Raw genomic sequence first — 18,987 nt, forward strand, 5'->3', positions numbered from 1 at the left:
GGGGGCCGATCAGCCCCCTGACAAGGAGGAAGTATCCCTTGAACGTTGACCACCTGCTGGACCCCGATTACGCGTTTTTCCTTGAAGAACCCTCCAGCGAATGGACGCTCGCCGCCCTCCCCGGCATCCGAGCCCGAATAGGCGCGAACTCGAAAACCCCCGAGACGTCGCGCGGCGAACAGCGCTGGACAGGCGATACCGCAGATGCCGATGGGGTGCGCCTGTGCATTTACCGACCTGCCCCTGTTATTGAGACCCCATCGCTCCCCTCTATCCTCTACTTGCATGGCGGCGGTTTCGTGCTGGGAAGCCCGGAAATGGCCGACGATTACTTGGCCGATCTCGCTGACGAGTTGCAAGCGGTGATCGTCGCGGTCGATTATCGGCTGGCTCCAGAACATCCATTTCCTGCGCCGCTGGAGGACTGTTACACGGCGCTGGACTGGCTTTTTCGTCAAAGCCATGCGCTTGGCCTCGATCGGCAAAAAGTCGTGATCATGGGCCACAGTGCCGGTGGCGGCCTGGCTGCCACATTGGCCCTGCTGGTTCGCGAGCGCCGCGAGTATTCAGTCGCAGGCCTGCTCATGATTTACCCGATGCTCGACCACCGAACCGGCTCGGCGGCAGCACCTTCGGCCAATCCCACCACCGGCACGTTGAATTGGCGGCCACAGGCCAACCAGTTTTGCTGGCAATGCCTGCAAGGGTCGTATGCCGCCCGAGACGAAAAAGCCTGCCTGTTTTCACCCGCGCTGGCGGATGATCTAGGGGGGTTGCCACGCAGCTTTATCGGCGTCGGAAGCTTGGATCTTTTTCTTGAGGAAGGTGTGGACTTCGCACTGAAACTCTCCCGCTCAGGCGTGTCCAGCGAGCTTCACGTCTACCCGGGCGTCCCGCATATGTTCGATCAGTATCCCGGGCGAATGACCGATCAATGCAGGAGCGATGTCGCGCTTGCCCTTGGCAGAATGTGGACCGCGTCAGCGTGATCTTCACGGCAAGGCCTTTCACTTCAGCCCATTGGACAGAAACTGCTGCAGGCGCTCGCTTTGGGGGTTATCCAGAATCTCTGGCCCACCCTGTTCTTCGACAAGCCCCTGATGGAGAAACAGCAGTTGGTTCGACACCTTGCGTGCAAATCCCATTTCATGGGTCACCATGATCATGGTCCGGCCTTCTTCGGCGAGCCCCTGGATAACCTTCAATACTTCGCCCACCACCTCCGGGTCCAGCGCTGAAGTGGGTTCGTCGAACAACATGACCTCCGGCTCCATGGCCAGCGCACGGGCAATCGCTACGCGCTGCTGTTGGCCGCCTGAAAGAAACGCAGGGAACTGATCGGCAACACGGGCAGGCAAGCCGACTTTATCCAAGTACCGTCGGGCACGGTCTTCTGCATCCTTTTTGCTGATGCCCAGCACACGACGTGGGGCAATGGTGATGTTCTCGAGCACGGACATATGCCCCCACAGATTGAAATGCTGGAACACCATGGCCAAGCGGGTGCGCAATCGCTGCAGTTCTCGATCATCCGCCACCCGCAATCCAGTATGGTTTTTAACCATGCGGATCGGTTTTCCATCCAGGCTCATGGCAACGTCATCAGGGGTTTCAAGAAAATTGATACAGCGCAGGAACGTGCTCTTCCCGGAGCCGCTCGCGCCAATCAGGCTGATGACATCACCTGTTTCCGCTTGAAGGGAAACCCCTTTGAGCACCTCGTGGCTACCGTATTTCTTGTGCAGGCCGTCAACGGTCAATTTGTACATTTTCGGTAATCATCCTCTAAAGCGGAATGGCAGCAGCCGTGTCAGGCAAGGGCTCAGTGCGCCGGGCCCAGGAAAGCCAGCCAATGACGTTCGGCGACTCGGAACAGGCCGACCAGGGCAAAAGTCACTGCCAGATAGATCAGCGCCGCGATCCCAAACGATTGAAAGGTCAAGAAAGTTGCGGAGTTGGCGTCACGCGCCACTTTGAGAATGTCTGGCACCGTGGCGGTGAACGCCACCGTGGTCGAATGCAGCATCAGAATGACTTCGTTGCTGTAATACGGCAGCGAACGACGCAGTGCTGAAGGCATGATCACAAAGGCGTAGAGCTTCCAGCCTGAGAGGCCATACGCTTTCGCAGCCTCGACCTCGCCATGGGCGACGTTGCGAATGGCCCCGGCAAATATTTCGGTGGTGTAGGCGCAAGTATTCAAGGCGAAGGCAAGAATGGTGCAGTTCATGGCATCGCGGAAAAACGCATCCAGCACCGGCTGGGCACGTACCGCAGCCAAGCTGTAGATGCCGGTGTAGCAGATCAGCAACTGGATATAGAGCGGTGTTCCCCTGAACAGGTACGTGTAGAACTGCACCGGCCAGCGCACGTAGAACCTGGGTGAAACGCGAGCGATGGACAGTGGAATCGACACGACGAATCCAATGAAAATCGATGCGCTGAGCAACCACAGCGTCATTGCCAAACCGGTGATTTGGCTTCCATCGCTGTAGACGAAAGAGCGCCAGTATTCCTGCAACAATTCGATCATCGCACCGCCTCCCGTGAGCCCGCCGCGAAATACCGCTCCAGGCAACGCAGGACGACATTGGAGATGCTGGTGATGACCAGGTATGCCAGCGCCGCCAATATCAGAAAAAAGAACAACTGGTAGGTGCTCTTTCCTGCGTCCTGAGCAGCCTTCACCAAGTCGGCCAGGCCGATGATCGACACCAGTGCGGTGGCTTTCAGGATCACCATCCAGTTATTGCCAAGACCCGGAAGCGCGAACCGCATCATTTGCGGGAAGACCACGAAGCGAAAACGTTGGACGCGACTTAGCCCATACGCGGTAGCCGCTTCGACCTGGCCACGGGGAACGGCCAGCATGGCGCCGCGGAAGGTTTCGGTGAAATAGGCGCCATAGATGAACCCCAGGGTGATGATGCCGGCGACGAAGGGGTTGATCTCGATGTACTCCCAGTCCAACGCGTCCGTGATAACCGTCAGCCAGGTTTGCAGGCTGTAGAAAATCAACAGCATCAATACCAGGTCCGGCACCCCACGAATCAGCGTTGTGTAGAGCTGCGCCGGCAAGCGCAGCAGCTTGAGGCTGGAAAGTTTGGCACTGGCCCCGATCAGCCCGAGCAATACGCTGAGCGCCAGGGCGGACAACGAGAGCTTGACGGTCATCCAGGCACCCTCGAGCAGCAAGGGACCGAACCCTTTCATGCTGAATGCGCCGAGCCCCAGGGCACCTAATAGTGTTTCGAACATGATCGACAACCTATAGCGATAGACGCCCATCCAACGGACGAGCGCTGGGGGGTTATTTGCCGCTGTACAGATTCAGATCGCCAAAGTGTTGCTTCTGGATCGAATCGTAAGTGCCTTCGTCGTGCAGGGCCTGGATCGCTTTATCCAGCAGAGCCTTGAGTTGCGCATCGCCCTTGGCAATGCCGATGGCGGTTTTGGTGGGAAGATACGGGCTATCGACCGGTGGGCTCATTTCGTAATCGGCGCCCTGAGGTGACATGATAAATCCCAGCTGCGCTTGGAGGGTGTCCTGCAGGGATGCATCGAGCCGCCCAGCTACCAGGTCGTAATACACCTGGTCCTGGTTTTGATAGGACTGGATCTTTACGCCAGCCTTGTCCAGGACAGCCTTGGCGTAGGCTTCCTGGATACTGCCTTGGAAGTAGCCAACCGTCTTGCCCTTGAGTGACGCCACATCTGAGCTCAGGCCCGAGCCTTTCTTGAACACATAAGACGTGAATCCGGAAAACAGCTCATTTGAAAAATCGATCGCTTTTTCACGCGGCGGCGTCACGGTCATTGACGAGAGAATGCCGTCGAACTTGCCGGCCCTGAGACCGGGAATCAAGCCATCAAAATCGCTCTCCACCCATAAGCATTTGACTTGAAGCTTTGCACAAATCGCATTGCCTAAATCAATGTCGAATCCCTTGAGGCTGCCATCGGCCGCCTTGAATTCAAACGGCGCGTAGCTGGCATCCACTCCGAAACGCAAGGTGGCGTACTCTTTGGCTGACACCGCGTTTGTGCACAGTGCAAAGAACATTATCAAATACAGTTTTTTCAGCGAAATCATAAGTACATCCCTAGATATTGTAGTTGGATTAAGGGCAGTAGACATCTGACTGCGTTAAAACTTGGCACTCTATATTATTAGTTACAGGCCAGCGCCTTACATAAACGTTACCTGACCACAGTGACTTTACGAATATGGCAAACTGAACGTTATCATGAGCAAAATGCTCGCTTTCAGGCGGACACAAGTTTCATCATCAGCAAGCCGCTGACAATCAAAACAGCCGCCACGATCCGCAACAGGCTGGCGGGCTCCCCCATGAAGAAAATACCCGCCGCGAAGGCGCCCACAGCGCCGATACCGGTCCAGATGGTATACGCCGTGCCGAGCGGCAAGCTCTTCATCGAGAACGACAACAAGGCGAAACTGGCAATCACGGTGATAAAGGTAATAACCGTTGGCCCTAATCGCGTAAACCCTTCAGATTGTTTCATCGAAAAAGCCCAGACCACTTCAAATATTCCTGCCACGATCAAACTTATCCAAGCCACGACGCTCTCCCGAATACAAAAAATAGATAACTGGCCACGAACGCAGGCAATTCAATCAGCGATTATTAAAAAGACCCCCGCGAGCACGGGGGTAAAAAAACGGGTTGACCAAACCCTGGTTGCGTGATGCCTGTATTTAAATCAATTGAATGTTTCGTCCAGCGCGAAGCCAATATCTTTTATCAAGTCTTCCGGGTCTTCCAATCCCACAGAAAAACGCAAATGACCGTATTGGCGGAACTCTTCGGGATACTTGTCAAAGCCCCCCCGACCTTCCGCGCCCACATGCACGATCAGGGATTCGTCATGCCCTAGAGAAACAGCTGAAGTGATGATGCGCAGATTCGAAACAAACCGGTTCTGCGCATCAGGATCGCCCTTCACCGCAAAGGCCATCACCGCCCCGAAGCCTTTGCCTGCAAATTGCCGTCTCGCCAGCTCATGCTGCGGATGGGAAGGCAAACCCGGGTAATAGACGTAGGCAATCCGATCGTCGGAGTCCAGAAACCGAGCGAGCCTTTCAGCCGTATCCAGCAACTGCTTCAGGCGCAGTGGCAACGTGACTGAACCACGCATTATCATCCACGCGTTGAATGGGGAAATGGTCGCGCCAAGATCCACCAGTGCATCATTTTTGATCTTGTTGATCAGCTGATTGGAGCCAATCACCACCCCGCCCATGGCGTCGCCATGCCCATTGATGTACTTGGTCAATGAGTGAATGACGAAGTCGACGCCGTGTTCGCTTGCGCGGAAAAATGGAGGCGGAGTGAACGTGGCGTCCACTGAGATAAGTGCGCCGTGGGCATGTGCAATTTCAGCCAACGCGCTGATGTCTGCAACCTTTGTGGTGGGGTTGGCGATCGTTTCGGTGTGGATCAGCTTGGTATTGGGCCGAATGGCTTTACGCACCGACTCCAGGTCACCGACGTCTACGAACGTTGCTTCAATACCATAACGTTCAGGCAGTAGCTCTGCGAACAGGCGCCAGACTGCCTGGTAGGTGATGTCACTGACAATGACATGGTCACCGCTTTTCAAGAATGAAAAGAACACCGAGTGCAACGCCGCGACGCCGGTCGCGAAAACCACCGCGTCGTCACATCCCTCGAGGGCTGCGAGCTTCTTTTCAAGACAGACCTGGTTATGACCTTGATTACGCGTATATACGAGACCATCCGGGCTGGACCAGTCCATGGTCGCCGGATCTTCCGGGAGGAGATAGGAGTTAGCCATGACCAATGGCGTACGGACAGCGCCACTGGTGACATCCGCGACGTTCCCGCCATGAACAGCCAGCGTCGCTGCAGATAATGTCAAAAGATTGTGTTTATCGGGACGCATGTCAATTCCTCTTTATTGTTGTGATTCGTTCTGGAGTCGAGGGTGTTGCTCAGCTTCCACTCACACCGTTAATGCAAATGACCTTGGGCTGCGTCATATCTTCGTAGGCAAAACGAACCCCCTCACGGCCCATGCTTGCGTACTTGAAACCGCCGAAAGGCATTGCATCAAAGCGATAGTCCGAAGAGTCGTTGATCATCACCCCGCCCGCCTCCAGTCGTTTGGCTGCTGTCATTGCAACGTTCAGATTGCTGGTGAAGATCCCGGCATGCAGGCTGTATTCAAGTTCGTTAGCCAGCGCCAACGCTTCATCCAGGGAGGCGACGCTCTGGAGGATGACTACCGGGCTGAACGCTTCTTCGCACCACAACCTGCAATAGCGGTCGACGCCTTCCAGGACGGTCGGTGAATAGAGCGAACCGTTGCGTGTATTGCCAGACAACACGTTGGCGCCGTTGGTGATGGCGTCGTTTACCACCGCTTCGGTACGCTTGGCTGACGCCTCGGTAATCATCGGCCCCACGTCTGTCTGCTCATCAGCAGGGTTGCCGACGATCAATTGCCGGGTCTTTTCAACAAAACGCGTTTTGAATAATTCGTAGAGTGGAGCCTCGATGAGGATCCGCTGGGTACCGATGCAGTTTTGACCGGCTGCCCAGAAAGCTCCCGACACGCATGAATCGACTGTTTCATCCAAGTCACAATCAGCCATCACAATGACCGGTGCGTTACCGCCAAGATCCATGACCAGTTTCTTCAAGCCGGCCGTGCGAGAGATCTGCTCACCTGTGACAAAGCCGCCAGTGAACGACACCATGCGCACGGCGCGATGGGCGACCAGCGCCTTGCCCAGCGCGGCGCCTCCGGTGGCAACGGTGACGACAACCGGAGGCAGGCCCGCATCGATCAAGCACTCGACCAGCTTGATGGCTGATAGCGGCGTGAGCTCGGACGGCTTGAGAACAACCGCGTTCCCCCCAGCAATGGCAGGCCCCAACTTATGCGCAACCAGATTAAGCGGGTCGTTGTAAGGCGTGATGGCGACGATGACGCCCAACGGTTCACGAGTGAACCATCCCTGACGGGCTTCAGACCCGGCATAGGCATCAAAAGGGATGACCTCCCCGGCGTTACGCTTGGCCTCTTCGGCAGACAGCTTCAACGTGTTGACGCAGCGCAGCACTTCCTTTCTCGCCTGCTTGAGCGTTTTGCCAGACTCCGCGACGATCAATTTGGCGAAGGTATCCTTGTCACGCTCGACTGAACCTGCGGCTTTCTCCAAAATGCGCGCGCGCTCATGTCGCGGCATCTGCTTGGCAATCGAGGCACCTAAAATCGCGGTATCGACTATCGTGGTGGCGGATGACGCAGGCATGTCTGCCACTTCGCCTACCTTGCTACCGTCGAACGGACTGAACACCGTGATGGCCTTGTAATCAGCAGCCAGCGAGAGACTCAAGCTATTCATGATGACTGACCTGACGTGGTTTTCTGTGTGTGAATACTCACGGTATCTGCGAGCAATGCAAAAGCCGTTTCAAAAAGACCTGCCCCCGCACCCAATAAGCGGAGCCAGAGCGCGATTAACACCACCAAAACCAAGCAATGCTTTTTTATACTCAGTCACGATGGGCGTCTCATGGTTATGTTGTGATAGTGAGATAGTAATCCGCCAACTTGACTTTACGAATATGGCAAACAGAACGTTGTTGCGAGCAGAATGCTCGCACAACAGGACAATTTGCTATTTTGCGCTGGACAGAACAAACGACGTCATCGTATTCAGCACACCCGGCAACGCCGAAACTTCATTCCATATCCTGTGGATGCGATCGGCGCTCATTGCCTGAACCGTCAATACAATATCAAGATCGCCGCTCATTACATTGCAGGAGATAATCTCGGGCATCGCTCCAACGGAACGAACAACTTCCGAGTCACGCATGCGGTCTTTACGATAGACAAATATCAACGCATTGATCGGGCCGACATCACTGGAGGGCATGCCTTTGATAATTGTATAGCCCCTGATATAACCGTCGCGCTCCAACCGTTCTATTCGCAGCCTGACTGCGTTCCTGGACAAGTTGACCTTCATCGCAATGTCGTTGTGCGCCAAGCGGGAATTGCGCGTCAGCTCCTCCAGGATTTTTTCATCAGTTTTATCGAGAACACGTTTCATCTCTGGCTCCAAGCTTGTAACGAGTGAGACTCCGTGTCTTAGGACAAGGACCTGACGAGAGAAGTCAGCGCCCCGATAGTGTTAGGAATCGAATTGCAGTTTTGCTCGCTCCGTACGGGAGCGTCTTCTGACCTCAGGAAGCCGAACATTTCCAACGTATCGTCTAGCACGCCAGTGTTGTTGGGACGCGTGGTCGCCAGACAGATCATCGGTATAAGCAAGCTGCGCCTGCTGACACGGGCTGCGCGCAGGCCGATAGCGGTGTTGGGACTGATCCGATAGCCGCTCTGTGCAAACACCTCACCCATGCAATCGAATGCATCCGAATCTTCCACAGCGAGCGAATCGAACAATTTCCGCGCCTCCAGCCAGCCATCCTGCTCTAATTGAACGGCGCCCTCACCTTCTAACAATTCCATATTACGAGCTACTTTTTCGCCGCATCGATTTAAGATGCTCCACTGTAGACGCTCAAAGTTCGACGCCAGCGAAACATTCATACTAGGTGTACGGGTCGTACGGATTTCATTTCGACTGTACAGATTCGATTGGAGAAAGTGATGCAGGCCGGCATTGGCATTCGTGGCGACGATCAACTGCCGAAGCGGCAGCCCCATTTGTTTGGCAATGTGCCCGGCATAGAGCGCACCGAAATTCGCGGCCGGCACACTGAAGGCCACTTCCCTTTTAGGCGCCCCGAGCTGAAGGGCGGAATAGAAATAGAACGTCAGCTGTGCAAGTACGCGAACCCAATGCACTGAATTGAACGAAACAAGATACTGCTGCGCATGATTGTCTTGCTTGAAGAACTGCTCACACAAACGATGACAATCAGCATAATCCCCATCGACCGCTACATTTACAACGTTGCCTTCTCCAGCACTCAGTAAGCGTCGGCGATCCTCTTCCGTTATCCCTTTGGAGGGGTGCAATACCAACAAGGTAACGCCCTGCATTCCTGAAAATGCTTTTATTGCCGCGACTCCGGTATCTCCGCCGGTGCAACCTACAATTAGCGCCTTCTTTCCAGATATCAGCAAACCGTGTTCTATAAAACGAGACATCAATTGCAGGCCAAAGTCTTGGTAGACGCCTGACGGTCCATGAAACAACTCAAGTATCCACTCGTTACTTGCCGTCTGGTAAAGGGGCGCGACTGCATTGCTTGTGAAGGGATCGAAGGTTTCTTTGAGCATCCGAGACAGCAGATCTTGCTCAACCCAGCCTCCCAGGAATGGCTCGATCACATAGCGAGCCAATTCATGAAAGGGCAACCATTCAAGCGTTGAGAGTTGTTCTTTTTTCAAGCGAGGTACCTTGTGCGGTACGTACAAGCCACCGTCAGGCGCGTAGGACCCCATCAGGACCTCGCTGAATTCGAATGTTCTACCGGGCGTCCGTGTGCTGACGTACTTCATGATCCAAGACAACCTCAGGCCATTTTCGAGCGATCACCGGCAAGGTGGTGCTCCGCTGGAATTCAATGGGGCGGTTTTGATCGCCTTTGATCCAGCTTCACTCCATTGACCAGGAAAGTCAATATAATGACCTACGTATCTCCCCAACGGTGTTCCGTCGACTATTTGGCCCCAGGGCCAATCAATGAATTCTCGATCTGGACGCCTGGCATCATTTTCTGCAGGCCTTCGATCAACTTGTCCCCCGCTTCCGTCAAGGCTTCAAGCGGCATCGCCGGCAAGCTTTCGAGGATGAACCACATGTGTTTTGCATCGGCACCGAGCCGAGTTCGGACACCTTGGCGCCAGTTCCAACGACGGCAGGTCACACCTTTGTCATCTCGCCAGACCACTTCGCCCGCGTCTGGATACTCGAAAGCAGGAGCGCCCTCCTTCATGGTGTCAAAGGGCTCGGTGCCATCGGCGACGACAAGGCGCGGGGAACCTGTATAGGCCTCTATATTTTCCCCGCCGACGGGGATGGCGTACTCAATACTGATGGCGTTATAGAGATCGACGATGGGATCCAGGCTCGGCAAGCTGCCGTCACGCAGAACCCGTTTACGCAACGCTTCGGCAGAACAAGGGGTGCGCTGCGGCTTGGCCCCAAACTTTCGGAATGTTTCGGCCCATGCGGCCAGATGAGCCTCTCCCCAGCTTGGCCCACCCTCCTGCACCGCCTTGCAAGCACGGTCCAGAGCGGCCTGAGCGACTTCAGGATGGGTCAGCGGCGCGGCCTGCACCACAATGCTCAGGGCCCTGAACTGCGGAGCCAGCTCTGCAACGGCTTGGTCGATTAACGGCAGTACGGACAGCATCAAAAACCTCCAGGAATCCAAATGGCGTTTTTCATGCTATCCAGCGCCGACCACCAAAGTCAATATAATGACCAATTTCATCTACTATAACGAATGAGCCGATTGACGGGACTATTACTAACGACCGAAAATCCCCGCACATTTCTTCCCGTGACCTCATCAATGACCACGAATACCAGTCTGTCGACGACCCCAGGTGCCGATGCTCACGCCGTCAGCCTGGCCGTCGCGCGCACCCTCAAACAGGCTCGCAAGGCGCAGAAGATCACGCTGGATGAGCTTTCCCGTCGCTCTGGCGTGAGCAAAGGAATGGTCGTGGAAATCGAGAAATGCACGGCCAATCCCAGTATCGGCATCCTTTGCAAAATAGCAGCCGCGCTGGGCCTGTCCGTTGCAGACATCGTCAATGTGACCGAAGCCCCATCCGCCCATATCATCGACAGCCAAGACATCCCCATTCTCTGGACGGGAGACCAGGGAGGTACAGCGCGGCTTCTGGCGGGAGCTTCCGGCCCGAACATGATCGAGCTGTGGCGCTGGGAAATGCATCCAGGCGAATCTTTCGCTTCGCCGGGACACCCTCAAGGCACGCTTGAATTGTTTCATGTGGAGAAAGGCACGCTGAAATGCGTGGTAGGGGAAACAGAGCTGGTCATTCCGGCGGGAAGTTCAGCAGTGGCTAAAACCGATGTGCCCCATTCCTATGCCAATGCGGGCAGATCCAGGTTGGTGTTCACTATGTCCGTGACGGAAATGCATCAATAGATAGTTTGCAGGCTGGCAGCCCAGGGCGGGCGAGCCCGCCGCATTCCAAGGGCTGCCTATCCGCGAGCCGCTATCCTGCCCTCAGCACGTACAACGAACAAAAACGCCAGCGCCACCGAAAGGGTTGCTCATGCGTTCACATCCACCACAGTGCGCCCGCGCACCTTGCCTTCCAGCACCCGCCCGGCAACGGCCGGAACCTCTGCCAAGCCAACCATCTGGGTGGTGCGGGCCAGCTTGCCCAGGTCCAGGTCCTGGGCGAGTCGCGACCACGCTTGCAGACGCACCTCTTGCGGCGCATTGACCGAATCGATACCGGCCAGGGTTACGTTGCGCAGGATGAAGGGCAACACCGAGCCGGGGAGATCCGCGCCCTGGGCCAGACCGAAGGCTGCGACAACGCCGCGATACTGGGTCTGTGCCAAGGCATTGGCCAGGGTATAACTGCCGACCGAATCAATCACACCGGCCCAGCGCTCCTTGGCGATCGGTGCGCCTGCCTGCGACAAGGTGTTGCGGTCGATGACCTGCGCCGCGCCAAGGTCGTGCAGATAGTCGGCTTCCTCTTGGCGCCCTGTCGACGCGACCACTCTATAGCCCAGGCCAGACAGCAGCGCGATTGCCACCGAGCCGGCGCCGCCGCTGGCACCGGTGACTAGAATGTCGCCTCGATCAGGGGCCAGTCCGCCGTGCTCCAGTGCCAACACGCTGAGCATCGCCGTGTAACCTGCCGTGCCGACGGCCATGGCGTCCCGGGTTGAGAAAACATCCGGGATTTTCACCAGCCAGTCGCCGCTTACCCGTGCCTTCTGGGCAAAACCGCCGTGGTGGGTCTGGCTCAGCCCCCAACCGTTGACCAGCACCCGGTCGCCGGCCTTGAACCCCGGATGACTGGACGTCTCGACAATGCCGGCGAAGTCGATGCCCGGAATCAGCGGAAACTGACGAATGACCGGTGAACGTCCGCTCAGGGCCATGGCGTCCTTATAGTTCACCGTGGAGAACTCGACCGCGACGGTGACGTCACCGGGCATCAAGTCCTCGTCCCTGAAGTCGACCAACTGGGTCGAGATCGCGTCGCCGGTTTTACTCGTGAGCAGTGCCTTGAATGTCATGATTTCTTGTCCTGTTCGTTCAAACGGATCGTCATCGCAGCCGGGCGAATGCAACAGTCACAGCGACAGCTATGGCCAGGCCGAGTCAGTGTGCCTGGGAAGGCAGTTTGGTATCGAGCTTCAGCGCCTTGCGAATGCCCGTATCCAGCAAGCGCGCTGGAGCGAAGCTGCGCAGGAACTGCAACTGACCGGCCGCTTTGCCAGCGGTATAGCGCAACTTCGGACGCTCGGCGCGCGCGGCCTGCAGTACCACTTCGGCCACCACGTCGGGGCCGTCGCCGGTCGCCATGGCCTGGTTCACCACTTTCGTCACTTTTACTCGAATGGCTTCGTACACGTCGAGTTTGGCGTCGGGCTGAAGGTTGTTGGCCTCGAACTGAGTCTTGGTATAGCCAGGCTCGACCACCGTAACCCTGATGCCATGGGTACGCAATTCATGATCCAACGCTTGCGAATAACCATCCACCGCATGCTTGCTGGCGCAATAGAGGGCCGCGTAAGGAACAGCCACGACCCCGAGAATAGAGCCGATGTTGATGATGCGACCGTCACCCCGGCTTCGCATGTGTGGCACAACCGCGCGAGTCATCCGAACGATGCCGAGGAAGTTGGTATCGAAAACAGCCTTGGCTTGCTCGACCGTGCTCTCTTCCGCTGCGGCGGGTGCGATGCCGAAGCCGGCATTGTTGACCAACAAATCGATCCGCCCCTCCAAGCGCAGCAACTCCTCGATGGCCGCTTCGACGCTGGCATCGTCGGTGACATCAAGCTTCAACAATGGGAACCCCTCCCCGCCGCCAGCCCCGCCTCGCCGGCTGGTGCCATAGACGCTGTAGCCTGCAGCGACGAGCTTATGGGCGATGGCTTCCCCGATGCCGGAGGAAGCGCCAGTCACCAAATGCCACACGTTTGTTGTTCATCATTAATTTCCTTCCGGTTATCGACATTATCCGGTCGGAAGATCGCAACTGTGAGCGGTCATGGATCCGACATCAGCGCGCGTCATCGACTGGCAGGCTTATGATGATGATCATAATCGAAGCGGTCAATGTTTTTGATGCTGGATGACATCTATAAAGTCGATAGCACCCGACTAGTCACCCTCGCCGGCATTCCTTTTACCGCCCATAAGGAAAATCAAGGCGCCCATCGACGGAACAGAACGCTGGCATTGACCCCGCCGAACCCGAAGCCGTTGGACAGCGCGTGAGTGATAGGCATTTTCCGAGCCTTCAGGCCAACCAGATCGAGCCCTTCAGCCGCCTCGTCGGGGTTAATCAGGTTGAGCGTTGGCGGCACGATTTGATCGCGCAGCGCCAACACCGTGAAGATCGCCTCGATACCGCCCGCCGCGCCCAAAAGATGGCCGGTGGCGGATTTGGTCGAAGTGATCGCCACGCCCGAGCCTGTGCCAAACACCGCACGAATCGCCGCCAGCTCACCGTTGTCGCCGACCTGGGTGGAGGTTGCGTGGGCGTTGATATGCTGGACGTCGGCAGCGTTGACGGCGGCTTGTCGCAAGGCTTGCTCCATTGCGCGGCGAGCGCCGTTGCCATCCTCCGGGCCTGCCGTCAGGTGGTAGGCATCGGCGCTGGTGCCATAGCCCACCAGCTCAGCCAGGGGCGTGGCTCCGCGGGCCAATGCGTGCTCCAGCGATTCGATGACCAGGATACCGGCGCCCTCGGCCATGACGAAGCCGTCACGCTCGCGATCAAAGGGCCGCGACGCCTCCTGCGGGCGCTCGTTGAATCCGCTGGAGAGTGCGCGAGCCGCCGCAAAACAACCCAAGGTCACGCGATCAATCGCCGCTTCGGTGCCGCCGCACAGGGCAATATCCGCCTCGCCACTGCGGATGAGCCTGGCCGCGTCACCGATGGCTTGAACCCCGGCAGCGCAGGCGGTGACGGGCGCGCCGAGAGGCCCCTTGAAGCCGTGCCGGATCGACACGTTTCCGGCCGCCATATTGGCGAGGAAGGCCGGAGCGGTGAACGGTGACAGGCGGCGTGGGCCCCGCGAATCGGTGGTCCGCACAGCTTCGGCAATTGTGCTGAAGCCACCCACGCCCGATGAAATGATCGTGGCGGTCCGCTCCTGGTCCGCGACTTCTGTCGGGTGCCAGTCGGCTTGTTGCAAGGCTTCGTCGGCCGCCACGAGGGCAAACTCGATGAAGCGGTCCATCTTCTTGCGATCCTTGCCCGTAATAACCCGGTCCGGATCGTAGCCCGCACTGGCATCTTCCTCCAACGACGGCACCTGGCCGCCAACCGCAACCCCGGTGCCCTCAGTTACAGCCTCAGGCAGGTTGCGGATACCGGAGCGTCCATCCAGCAACCGCTGCCAGACGGCTTCGACCCCGCACCCCAACGGCCCGACAATGCCAAGACCGGTGACTACGATTCGTTTTTGACCCTGGGGAGTAATCATAAGAACCTCTTCATTGTTCGGCAGGCGCTCGCCTAGGCCAGCCTTGCGGTTTCAGTTTGGGCGCTATGGGCAGGACGGATCCTGAACCAGATGGAGTACATCGCCGGCAGGAACACCAGCGTCATGATGGTGCCCACGAATGTGCCCCCGATCAGGGTGTAGGCCAGCGTTCCCCAGAACACCGAGTGCGTCAGGGGAATGAATGCCAGGATCGCCGCCAGGGCCGTCAGCAGCACCGGACGAGCCCGCTGTACGGTGGCTTCGATCACCGCTTGGAACGGATCGAGCCCTTCTTGCGCGTTGTGATGGATTTGCCCGATGAGAATCAGCGTATTGCGCATCAGGATGCCCGAGAGCGCGATCAAGCCAACCAGGGCATTGATACCGAAGGGCTGATTGAAAATAAGCAATGTCGGCACCACGCCAATCAGTCCCAGGGGCGCGGTGAGGAACACCATGATCATCGCCGAGATCGAACGCACCTGCACAATGATGATCAGCAACGTCAGGGCAATCATGATTGGCACCAGGGGCACGATGGCCTTGCCGGCCTTGCCCGATTCCTCGATGGCCCCCGCCTGCTCGATACGGTACCCGTCAGGCAGTGCGTCGATCACCGGCTGCAAGGACTTGAAAATCGCGCTCGATACGTCCGGTGGTTGCAAGTTCTCGGCGATATCGCCGCGAACCGTGATGGTCGGCGTGCGATCGCGGCGCCGCAGGATCGGGTCCTCCATGCGCACATCCACCTCGCCGACCTGGGACAGCGGGATGCGCTGGCCCGACGCCCCCACCAGCGTGAAGCCTTCGATCCTGGCGGGATCGAGCCGGATATCGCCCGCAGCGCGACCGACCACCTGCACCGAACGAATGTCCTCGCGTACCGCCGTGATCGGTACCCCCGTGAGTAAAAATTGCAGCTGTTGCGCGACTGCGCTGGATGTAAGCCCGACCGCCTGGAGGCGATCCTGGTCGAGATTGAAATGCAGCGTCGGCACCAGCGGGCCCCAGTCGGTATTGACGGTTCTCATCATCGGGCTTGCCTGCATCACGCCTCGTACTTGCGCTGCGATTTCACGCAACGTCGACGGGTCTGGCCCCATCACCCGGTAAGCCACGGGAAACGGCGAATAGGGTCCGAATACCAGCTGCGTCACGCGCACGCGCGCTTCGGGCGCCAGCCCTGCGGCAACCGCCTCGCGCAGCCTAAACTTGAGGGCTTCACGCGCCTCCTGGCTGTCGGTCAACACCACAATCTTGGCGAACGATGGATCGGGAAGCTCCGGCGCCATTGCCAGGTAGAAGCGCGGCGCCCCCTGCCCTACATAAGCCGTGACGATTTTTGCCTCATCCTGTTTTTGCAGCCAGGCCTCGACCCGGGCGGCGGTGGCGCTGGTTTGCTCGATGGATGTGCCGTAGGGCATTTGCACTTCAACCAACACCTCTGGACGGTCGGATGTCGGAAAAAACTGTTTCTTGACCAGACCCATGCCGAGAATCGCCACGACAAACGTAGCAATCACCGTGCCGGCCACCCACCACTTGCGGGCGATGACACGCGTCAGGATCCGCCGGAAACGATTGTAGTGGCGGGTGTTGTAGATCGCCGCATGGCCGCCTTCGACAGGCTTGATGTCCGGCAGCATCTTCACGCCCAGGAAAGGGGTAAAGGCCACCGCCACCACCCAGGAAGCGATCAAGGCAATGCCGACGATCCAGAACATGTTGCTGGTGTATTCGCCGGCGGTGGATTGCGCGAAGCCGTTGGGCATGAAGCCGATCGCCGTCACCAGCGTACCGGACAGCATTGGCGCGGCCGTATGGCTCCAGGCGTAGGCGGAGGCTTTGATCCGGTCGTAGCCCTCCTCCATCTTCACCACCATCATTTCAATCGCGATGATGGCGTCGTCCACCAGCAACCCGAGCGCCAGGATCAGCGAGCCGAGGGTGATGCGGTCGAAATTCTTTCCGGTGGCCGCCATCACCACAAACACCACGGCCAGCGTCAACGGCACTGCCGCCGCAACCACCACGCCGACGCGCCAGCCCATGCTCAGGAAGCAAACGATCATCACCACCAGCAAGGCGACGAAGAACTTGACCATGAATTCGCCGACAGCCGAGTCAATGTTCACAGCCTGATCGGTAACCTTGGTCAGGGTCATGCCCAGCGGCATGCCTTCGTTGATCTTTTGCGTCTCGGCGTCCAGCGCCTTGCCCAGGTCCAGGCCGTTCCAGCCCTCGCGCATGATGACACCCAGCAACAACGCTTCTTCGCCATTGTTGCGCACCAGGAAGGTCGCCGGGTCTTCGTAGCCCCGTTCGACGGAGGCAACGTCCGAGAGCTTCAAGGTACGCCCCTGGATCGCGAGGGGCGTATCACGGATTTTTTCCAGTTTGTCGAAGGCCCCGTCCACCCGCAGGAAAACTTGCGGCCCGTTGGTTTCGATCGAGCCGGCCGGCGTGAGTACGTTCTGGCTGTTCAGCGCGGCAAAGATGTCTTGGGCAGACACACCGAGCGTGGCCAGTCGATCATGGGAAAAGGAAACGAAAATCCGCTCGGCCTGCTCGCCGATGATGTTGACCTTCTTCACGCCCCCCACGTGCAGCAGGCGCTGGCGCAACGCCTCGGCATCCCGCGCCAGCAACCGCTGGGGCTCGCCCTTGGCTTTCAGGGCGAACAGCGCGAAAGTCACATCGGAATATTCGTCGTTGACCAGCGGCCCGATGACCCCGGCCGGCAGCCGGGTGGCCTCATCGGCGAGCTTCTTGCGCGCCTGATAGAACTCTTCCTGCACTTGCGACGGCGGCGTGCGATCGACCAACGACACCATGGTGAAGGCCAGGCCGGGCCGGGTATAGGTTTCCGTGCGGTCGTACCACTTCAGCTCTTGCAGGCGTTTTTCCAGCGGCTCAGCGACCTGGTCCTGCATCTCTTGCGCCGTCGCACCTGGCCAGGCGGTGATGACCGTCAGTTGCTTGACCGTGAACGGCGGGTCCTCGGCACGCCCCAGCTTGAAAAACGCCAATGTGCCCGCAACAGCAATGAGAAAAATCAGGAATACGGTGACAGAGCGCTCGCGAACGGCGATTGCCGACAAATTGAGGCTCATGGATGGCTCCCAGCGACTTTCACGCCGTCCTGCTGGGCCAGTCGCACCGAGTCCCCCTCGCGCAGCAAATGCGCCCCCAGCCCGACGATACGCTCGCCGATCTTCAAGTCGCCCGCGACGCGTGCGGTGTCGTCGCTCAAGCCGACAACCTGCACGGGCCGCCAGCTGACCTTCGCGGGTTCACCGTCAATGACCCAGACACCGCTGCCTTTGCCCGGGTCGTAGACCGCCGCGATGGGCACTTGCAGCACGCGATCCTGTGCAGCGCCTCCGGCGATACGAAGCGTGACGGTGGAGCCGAGCGGCGCATTGGCCAGCGCCCCCTCCAGCACATAACGCGCCTCAAAGGTACGCGTCACCCGGTCGGCCGAATCCGAGAGCAGCCTGAGCCGGGCAGTGACTGCGCCGCTGGCCGTGCCATAAAGCGTGGCTTGCGCGGTGGCACCGGGAACCGGACGCAGTGTCTCCGGCAACTGCACGACCGCTTCGCGCTGCCCGGCCCTGGCCAGCCGGACGACGGTTTGCCCAGGGCTGACGACTTGCCCCGGCTCTGCAAGCGTGTCCATTACGACGCCGTCAGCGTCGGCCAGCAACACGGCATAGCCGGACGCATTGACGGCGACGTCAGCCTGCGCCTGGGCCGCGCTGAGTTGCGCCTTGGCGGTGTCGGCAGCAGCTTTGATCTGGTCGTAGCCCGACGCGGAAATTGCCCCCGCAGCCACCAAATTACGATAGCGCGCCTCATCGTCCGCAGTCTGTTTGGCGCGGGCCCGAGCGGCAGTGACAGCTTCTTGCTGTGCCCGCGCCTGCAACCCCAGGTCGACTGGATCGAGGCGCATCAGCGGTTGGCCGCGCTTGACCGTCTGCCCGGCGTCGACCAGGCGTTCAAGGATCTTGCCAGAGACCCGGAACCCCAGGTCACTCTGGACACGAGCCGCCACGACGCCGGTGAACGAACGCGCGATATCGGGCGAACCCTGGACCTCGGAGACCCTCACCAGAGGAGCAAGCGTGCGTGGATCTTCGGTGGAAGATTCCCCACACGCCGTCAGGACAAGGGGTAGCAGGCAAGCGGCAAGGGTGACGGGTCGAAGCCGGAGCATAGGTTCCCTTTTGATAAATAAGGACGAGAGCCGCATTCTCATTCTAGTGACTATATATGTCAATGGTCACAAAATGTGAAGC

Annotated in this window: 17 protein-coding genes; 2 read left to right on the forward strand and 15 right to left on the reverse strand. The window is 58.3% G+C overall.

Going from position 1 to position 18,987, the window contains the following annotated elements; translation table 11 throughout:
* Window positions 1-38: 38 nt before the first annotated feature.
* Window positions 39-989, forward strand: a complete 951-nt coding sequence (locus PFLQ2_RS13785; protein ID WP_003181876.1) for an alpha/beta hydrolase — start codon at window positions 39-41, stop codon at window positions 987-989.
* A gap of 18 nt (window positions 990-1,007) precedes the next feature.
* On the opposite strand, the gene PFLQ2_RS13780 is transcribed toward PFLQ2_RS13785, so the two are convergent.
* The 10 genes from PFLQ2_RS13780 to PFLQ2_RS13735 form a co-directional block, all read right to left on the reverse strand.
* A complete protein-coding gene (locus tag PFLQ2_RS13780) occupies window positions 1,008-1,769 on the reverse strand; it encodes an ABC transporter ATP-binding protein (RefSeq protein ID WP_003181878.1) in 762 nt (253 codons plus the stop codon).
* Between the two features lie 53 nt (window positions 1,770-1,822).
* Window positions 1,823-2,533 (reverse strand): ABC transporter permease, encoded by a 711-nt coding sequence (locus PFLQ2_RS13775; protein ID WP_003181880.1) that lies wholly within the window; start codon window positions 2,531-2,533, stop codon window positions 1,823-1,825.
* The gene (locus tag PFLQ2_RS13770; RefSeq protein ID WP_003181882.1) at window positions 2,530-3,258 is read right to left on the reverse strand and encodes an ABC transporter permease; all 729 of its coding nucleotides are present in this window, start codon (window positions 3,256-3,258) and stop codon (window positions 2,530-2,532) included. Before PFLQ2_RS13770 ends, PFLQ2_RS13775 begins: the two co-directional genes overlap by 4 nt.
* A 52-nt stretch (window positions 3,259-3,310) precedes the next feature.
* Window positions 3,311-4,093 carry a transporter substrate-binding domain-containing protein gene (locus PFLQ2_RS13765; RefSeq protein WP_003181884.1) on the reverse strand — a complete coding sequence of 261 codons (783 nt, stop codon included), beginning with the start codon at window positions 4,091-4,093 and terminating at the stop codon, window positions 3,311-3,313.
* A 173-nt stretch (window positions 4,094-4,266) separates the two neighbouring features.
* Window positions 4,267-4,584 (reverse strand): DMT family transporter, encoded by a 318-nt coding sequence (locus PFLQ2_RS13760; RefSeq protein ID WP_003181886.1) that lies wholly within the window; start codon window positions 4,582-4,584, stop codon window positions 4,267-4,269.
* A 141-nt stretch (window positions 4,585-4,725) separates the two neighbouring features.
* On the reverse strand, window positions 4,726-5,928 hold the full coding sequence (locus PFLQ2_RS13755; RefSeq protein WP_003181888.1) for a trans-sulfuration enzyme family protein: 1,203 nt from the start codon (window positions 5,926-5,928) through the stop codon (window positions 4,726-4,728).
* 49 nt (window positions 5,929-5,977) lie between these two features.
* Window positions 5,978-7,396, reverse strand: a complete 1,419-nt coding sequence (locus PFLQ2_RS13750; RefSeq protein WP_003181891.1) for an aldehyde dehydrogenase family protein — start codon at window positions 7,394-7,396, stop codon at window positions 5,978-5,980.
* A gap of 276 nt (window positions 7,397-7,672) precedes the next feature.
* On the reverse strand, window positions 7,673-8,110 hold the full coding sequence (locus PFLQ2_RS13745; RefSeq protein WP_033046029.1) for an Lrp/AsnC family transcriptional regulator: 438 nt from the start codon (window positions 8,108-8,110) through the stop codon (window positions 7,673-7,675).
* 38 nt (window positions 8,111-8,148) lie between these two features.
* Window positions 8,149-9,528: a threonine synthase gene (thrC, locus tag PFLQ2_RS13740; protein ID WP_003181895.1), complete on the reverse strand. Its 1,380-nt coding sequence runs from the start codon at window positions 9,526-9,528 to the stop codon at window positions 8,149-8,151.
* A 161-nt stretch (window positions 9,529-9,689) separates the two neighbouring features.
* A complete protein-coding gene (locus PFLQ2_RS13735) occupies window positions 9,690-10,385 on the reverse strand; it encodes a B3/B4 domain-containing protein (RefSeq protein WP_003181897.1) in 696 nt (231 codons plus the stop codon).
* Between the two features lie 162 nt (window positions 10,386-10,547).
* On the opposite strand from PFLQ2_RS13735, the gene PFLQ2_RS13730 reads away from it, so the two are divergent.
* Complete coding sequence (locus tag PFLQ2_RS13730; protein ID WP_003181898.1) at window positions 10,548-11,150, forward strand: helix-turn-helix domain-containing protein; 603 nt, start codon at window positions 10,548-10,550, stop codon at window positions 11,148-11,150.
* A gap of 128 nt (window positions 11,151-11,278) precedes the next feature.
* Here PFLQ2_RS13730 and PFLQ2_RS13725 read toward each other — a convergent pair whose 3' ends face one another.
* From PFLQ2_RS13725 to PFLQ2_RS13705, 5 genes are all read right to left on the reverse strand, one after another.
* The gene (locus tag PFLQ2_RS13725) at window positions 11,279-12,265 is read right to left on the reverse strand and encodes an MDR family oxidoreductase (RefSeq protein ID WP_003181899.1); all 987 of its coding nucleotides are present in this window, start codon (window positions 12,263-12,265) and stop codon (window positions 11,279-11,281) included.
* Between the two features lie 85 nt (window positions 12,266-12,350).
* Complete coding sequence (locus PFLQ2_RS13720) at window positions 12,351-13,163, reverse strand: oxidoreductase (RefSeq protein ID WP_343228931.1); 813 nt, start codon at window positions 13,161-13,163, stop codon at window positions 12,351-12,353.
* Window positions 13,164-13,402: 239 nt separating this feature from the next.
* Complete coding sequence (gene fabF, locus PFLQ2_RS13715) at window positions 13,403-14,689, reverse strand: beta-ketoacyl-ACP synthase II (RefSeq protein ID WP_003181903.1); 1,287 nt, start codon at window positions 14,687-14,689, stop codon at window positions 13,403-13,405.
* 32 nt (window positions 14,690-14,721) lie between these two features.
* On the reverse strand, window positions 14,722-17,802 hold the full coding sequence (locus tag PFLQ2_RS13710) for an efflux RND transporter permease subunit (protein WP_003181906.1): 3,081 nt from the start codon (window positions 17,800-17,802) through the stop codon (window positions 14,722-14,724).
* Window positions 17,799-18,905, reverse strand: a complete 1,107-nt coding sequence (locus PFLQ2_RS13705; RefSeq protein WP_003181907.1) for an efflux RND transporter periplasmic adaptor subunit — start codon at window positions 18,903-18,905, stop codon at window positions 17,799-17,801. Before PFLQ2_RS13705 ends, PFLQ2_RS13710 begins: the two co-directional genes overlap by 4 nt.
* Window positions 18,906-18,987 lie beyond the last annotated feature (82 nt).

The sequence above is a fragment of the Pseudomonas fluorescens Q2-87 genome (assembly GCF_000281895.1).
GTDB classification, from domain to species: domain Bacteria; phylum Pseudomonadota; class Gammaproteobacteria; order Pseudomonadales; family Pseudomonadaceae; genus Aquipseudomonas; species Aquipseudomonas fluorescens_S.

Excerpts from the sequence above, each read along its gene's own strand:
- PFLQ2_RS13780 (WP_003181878.1), bottom strand. The coding sequence starts at position 1,769 with ATGTACAAATTGACCGTTGACGGCCTGCACAAGAAATACGGTAGCCAC.
- PFLQ2_RS13775 (WP_003181880.1), bottom strand. The coding sequence starts at position 2,533 with ATGATCGAATTGTTGCAGGAATACTGGCGCTCTTTCGTCTACAGCGAT.
- PFLQ2_RS13770 (WP_003181882.1), bottom strand. The coding sequence starts at position 3,258 with ATGTTCGAAACACTATTAGGTGCCCTGGGGCTCGGCGCATTCAGCATG.
- PFLQ2_RS13765 (WP_003181884.1), bottom strand. The coding sequence starts at position 4,093 with ATGATTTCGCTGAAAAAACTGTATTTGATAATGTTCTTTGCACTGTGC.
- PFLQ2_RS13755 (WP_003181888.1), bottom strand. The coding sequence starts at position 5,928 with ATGCGTCCCGATAAACACAATCTTTTGACATTATCTGCAGCGACGCTG.
- PFLQ2_RS13750 (WP_003181891.1), bottom strand. The coding sequence starts at position 7,396 with ATGAATAGCTTGAGTCTCTCGCTGGCTGCTGATTACAAGGCCATCACG.
- PFLQ2_RS13745 (WP_033046029.1), bottom strand. The coding sequence starts at position 8,110 with ATGAAACGTGTTCTCGATAAAACTGATGAAAAAATCCTGGAGGAGCTG.
- thrC (WP_003181895.1), bottom strand. The coding sequence starts at position 9,528 with ATGAAGTACGTCAGCACACGGACGCCCGGTAGAACATTCGAATTCAGC.
- PFLQ2_RS13735 (WP_003181897.1), bottom strand. The coding sequence starts at position 10,385 with ATGCTGTCCGTACTGCCGTTAATCGACCAAGCCGTTGCAGAGCTGGCT.
- PFLQ2_RS13730 (WP_003181898.1), top strand. The coding sequence starts at position 10,548 with ATGACCACGAATACCAGTCTGTCGACGACCCCAGGTGCCGATGCTCAC.
- PFLQ2_RS13725 (WP_003181899.1), bottom strand. The coding sequence starts at position 12,265 with ATGACATTCAAGGCACTGCTCACGAGTAAAACCGGCGACGCGATCTCG.
- fabF (WP_003181903.1), bottom strand. The coding sequence starts at position 14,689 with ATGATTACTCCCCAGGGTCAAAAACGAATCGTAGTCACCGGTCTTGGC.
- PFLQ2_RS13710 (WP_003181906.1), bottom strand. The coding sequence starts at position 17,802 with ATGAGCCTCAATTTGTCGGCAATCGCCGTTCGCGAGCGCTCTGTCACC.
- PFLQ2_RS13705 (WP_003181907.1), bottom strand. The coding sequence starts at position 18,905 with ATGCTCCGGCTTCGACCCGTCACCCTTGCCGCTTGCCTGCTACCCCTT.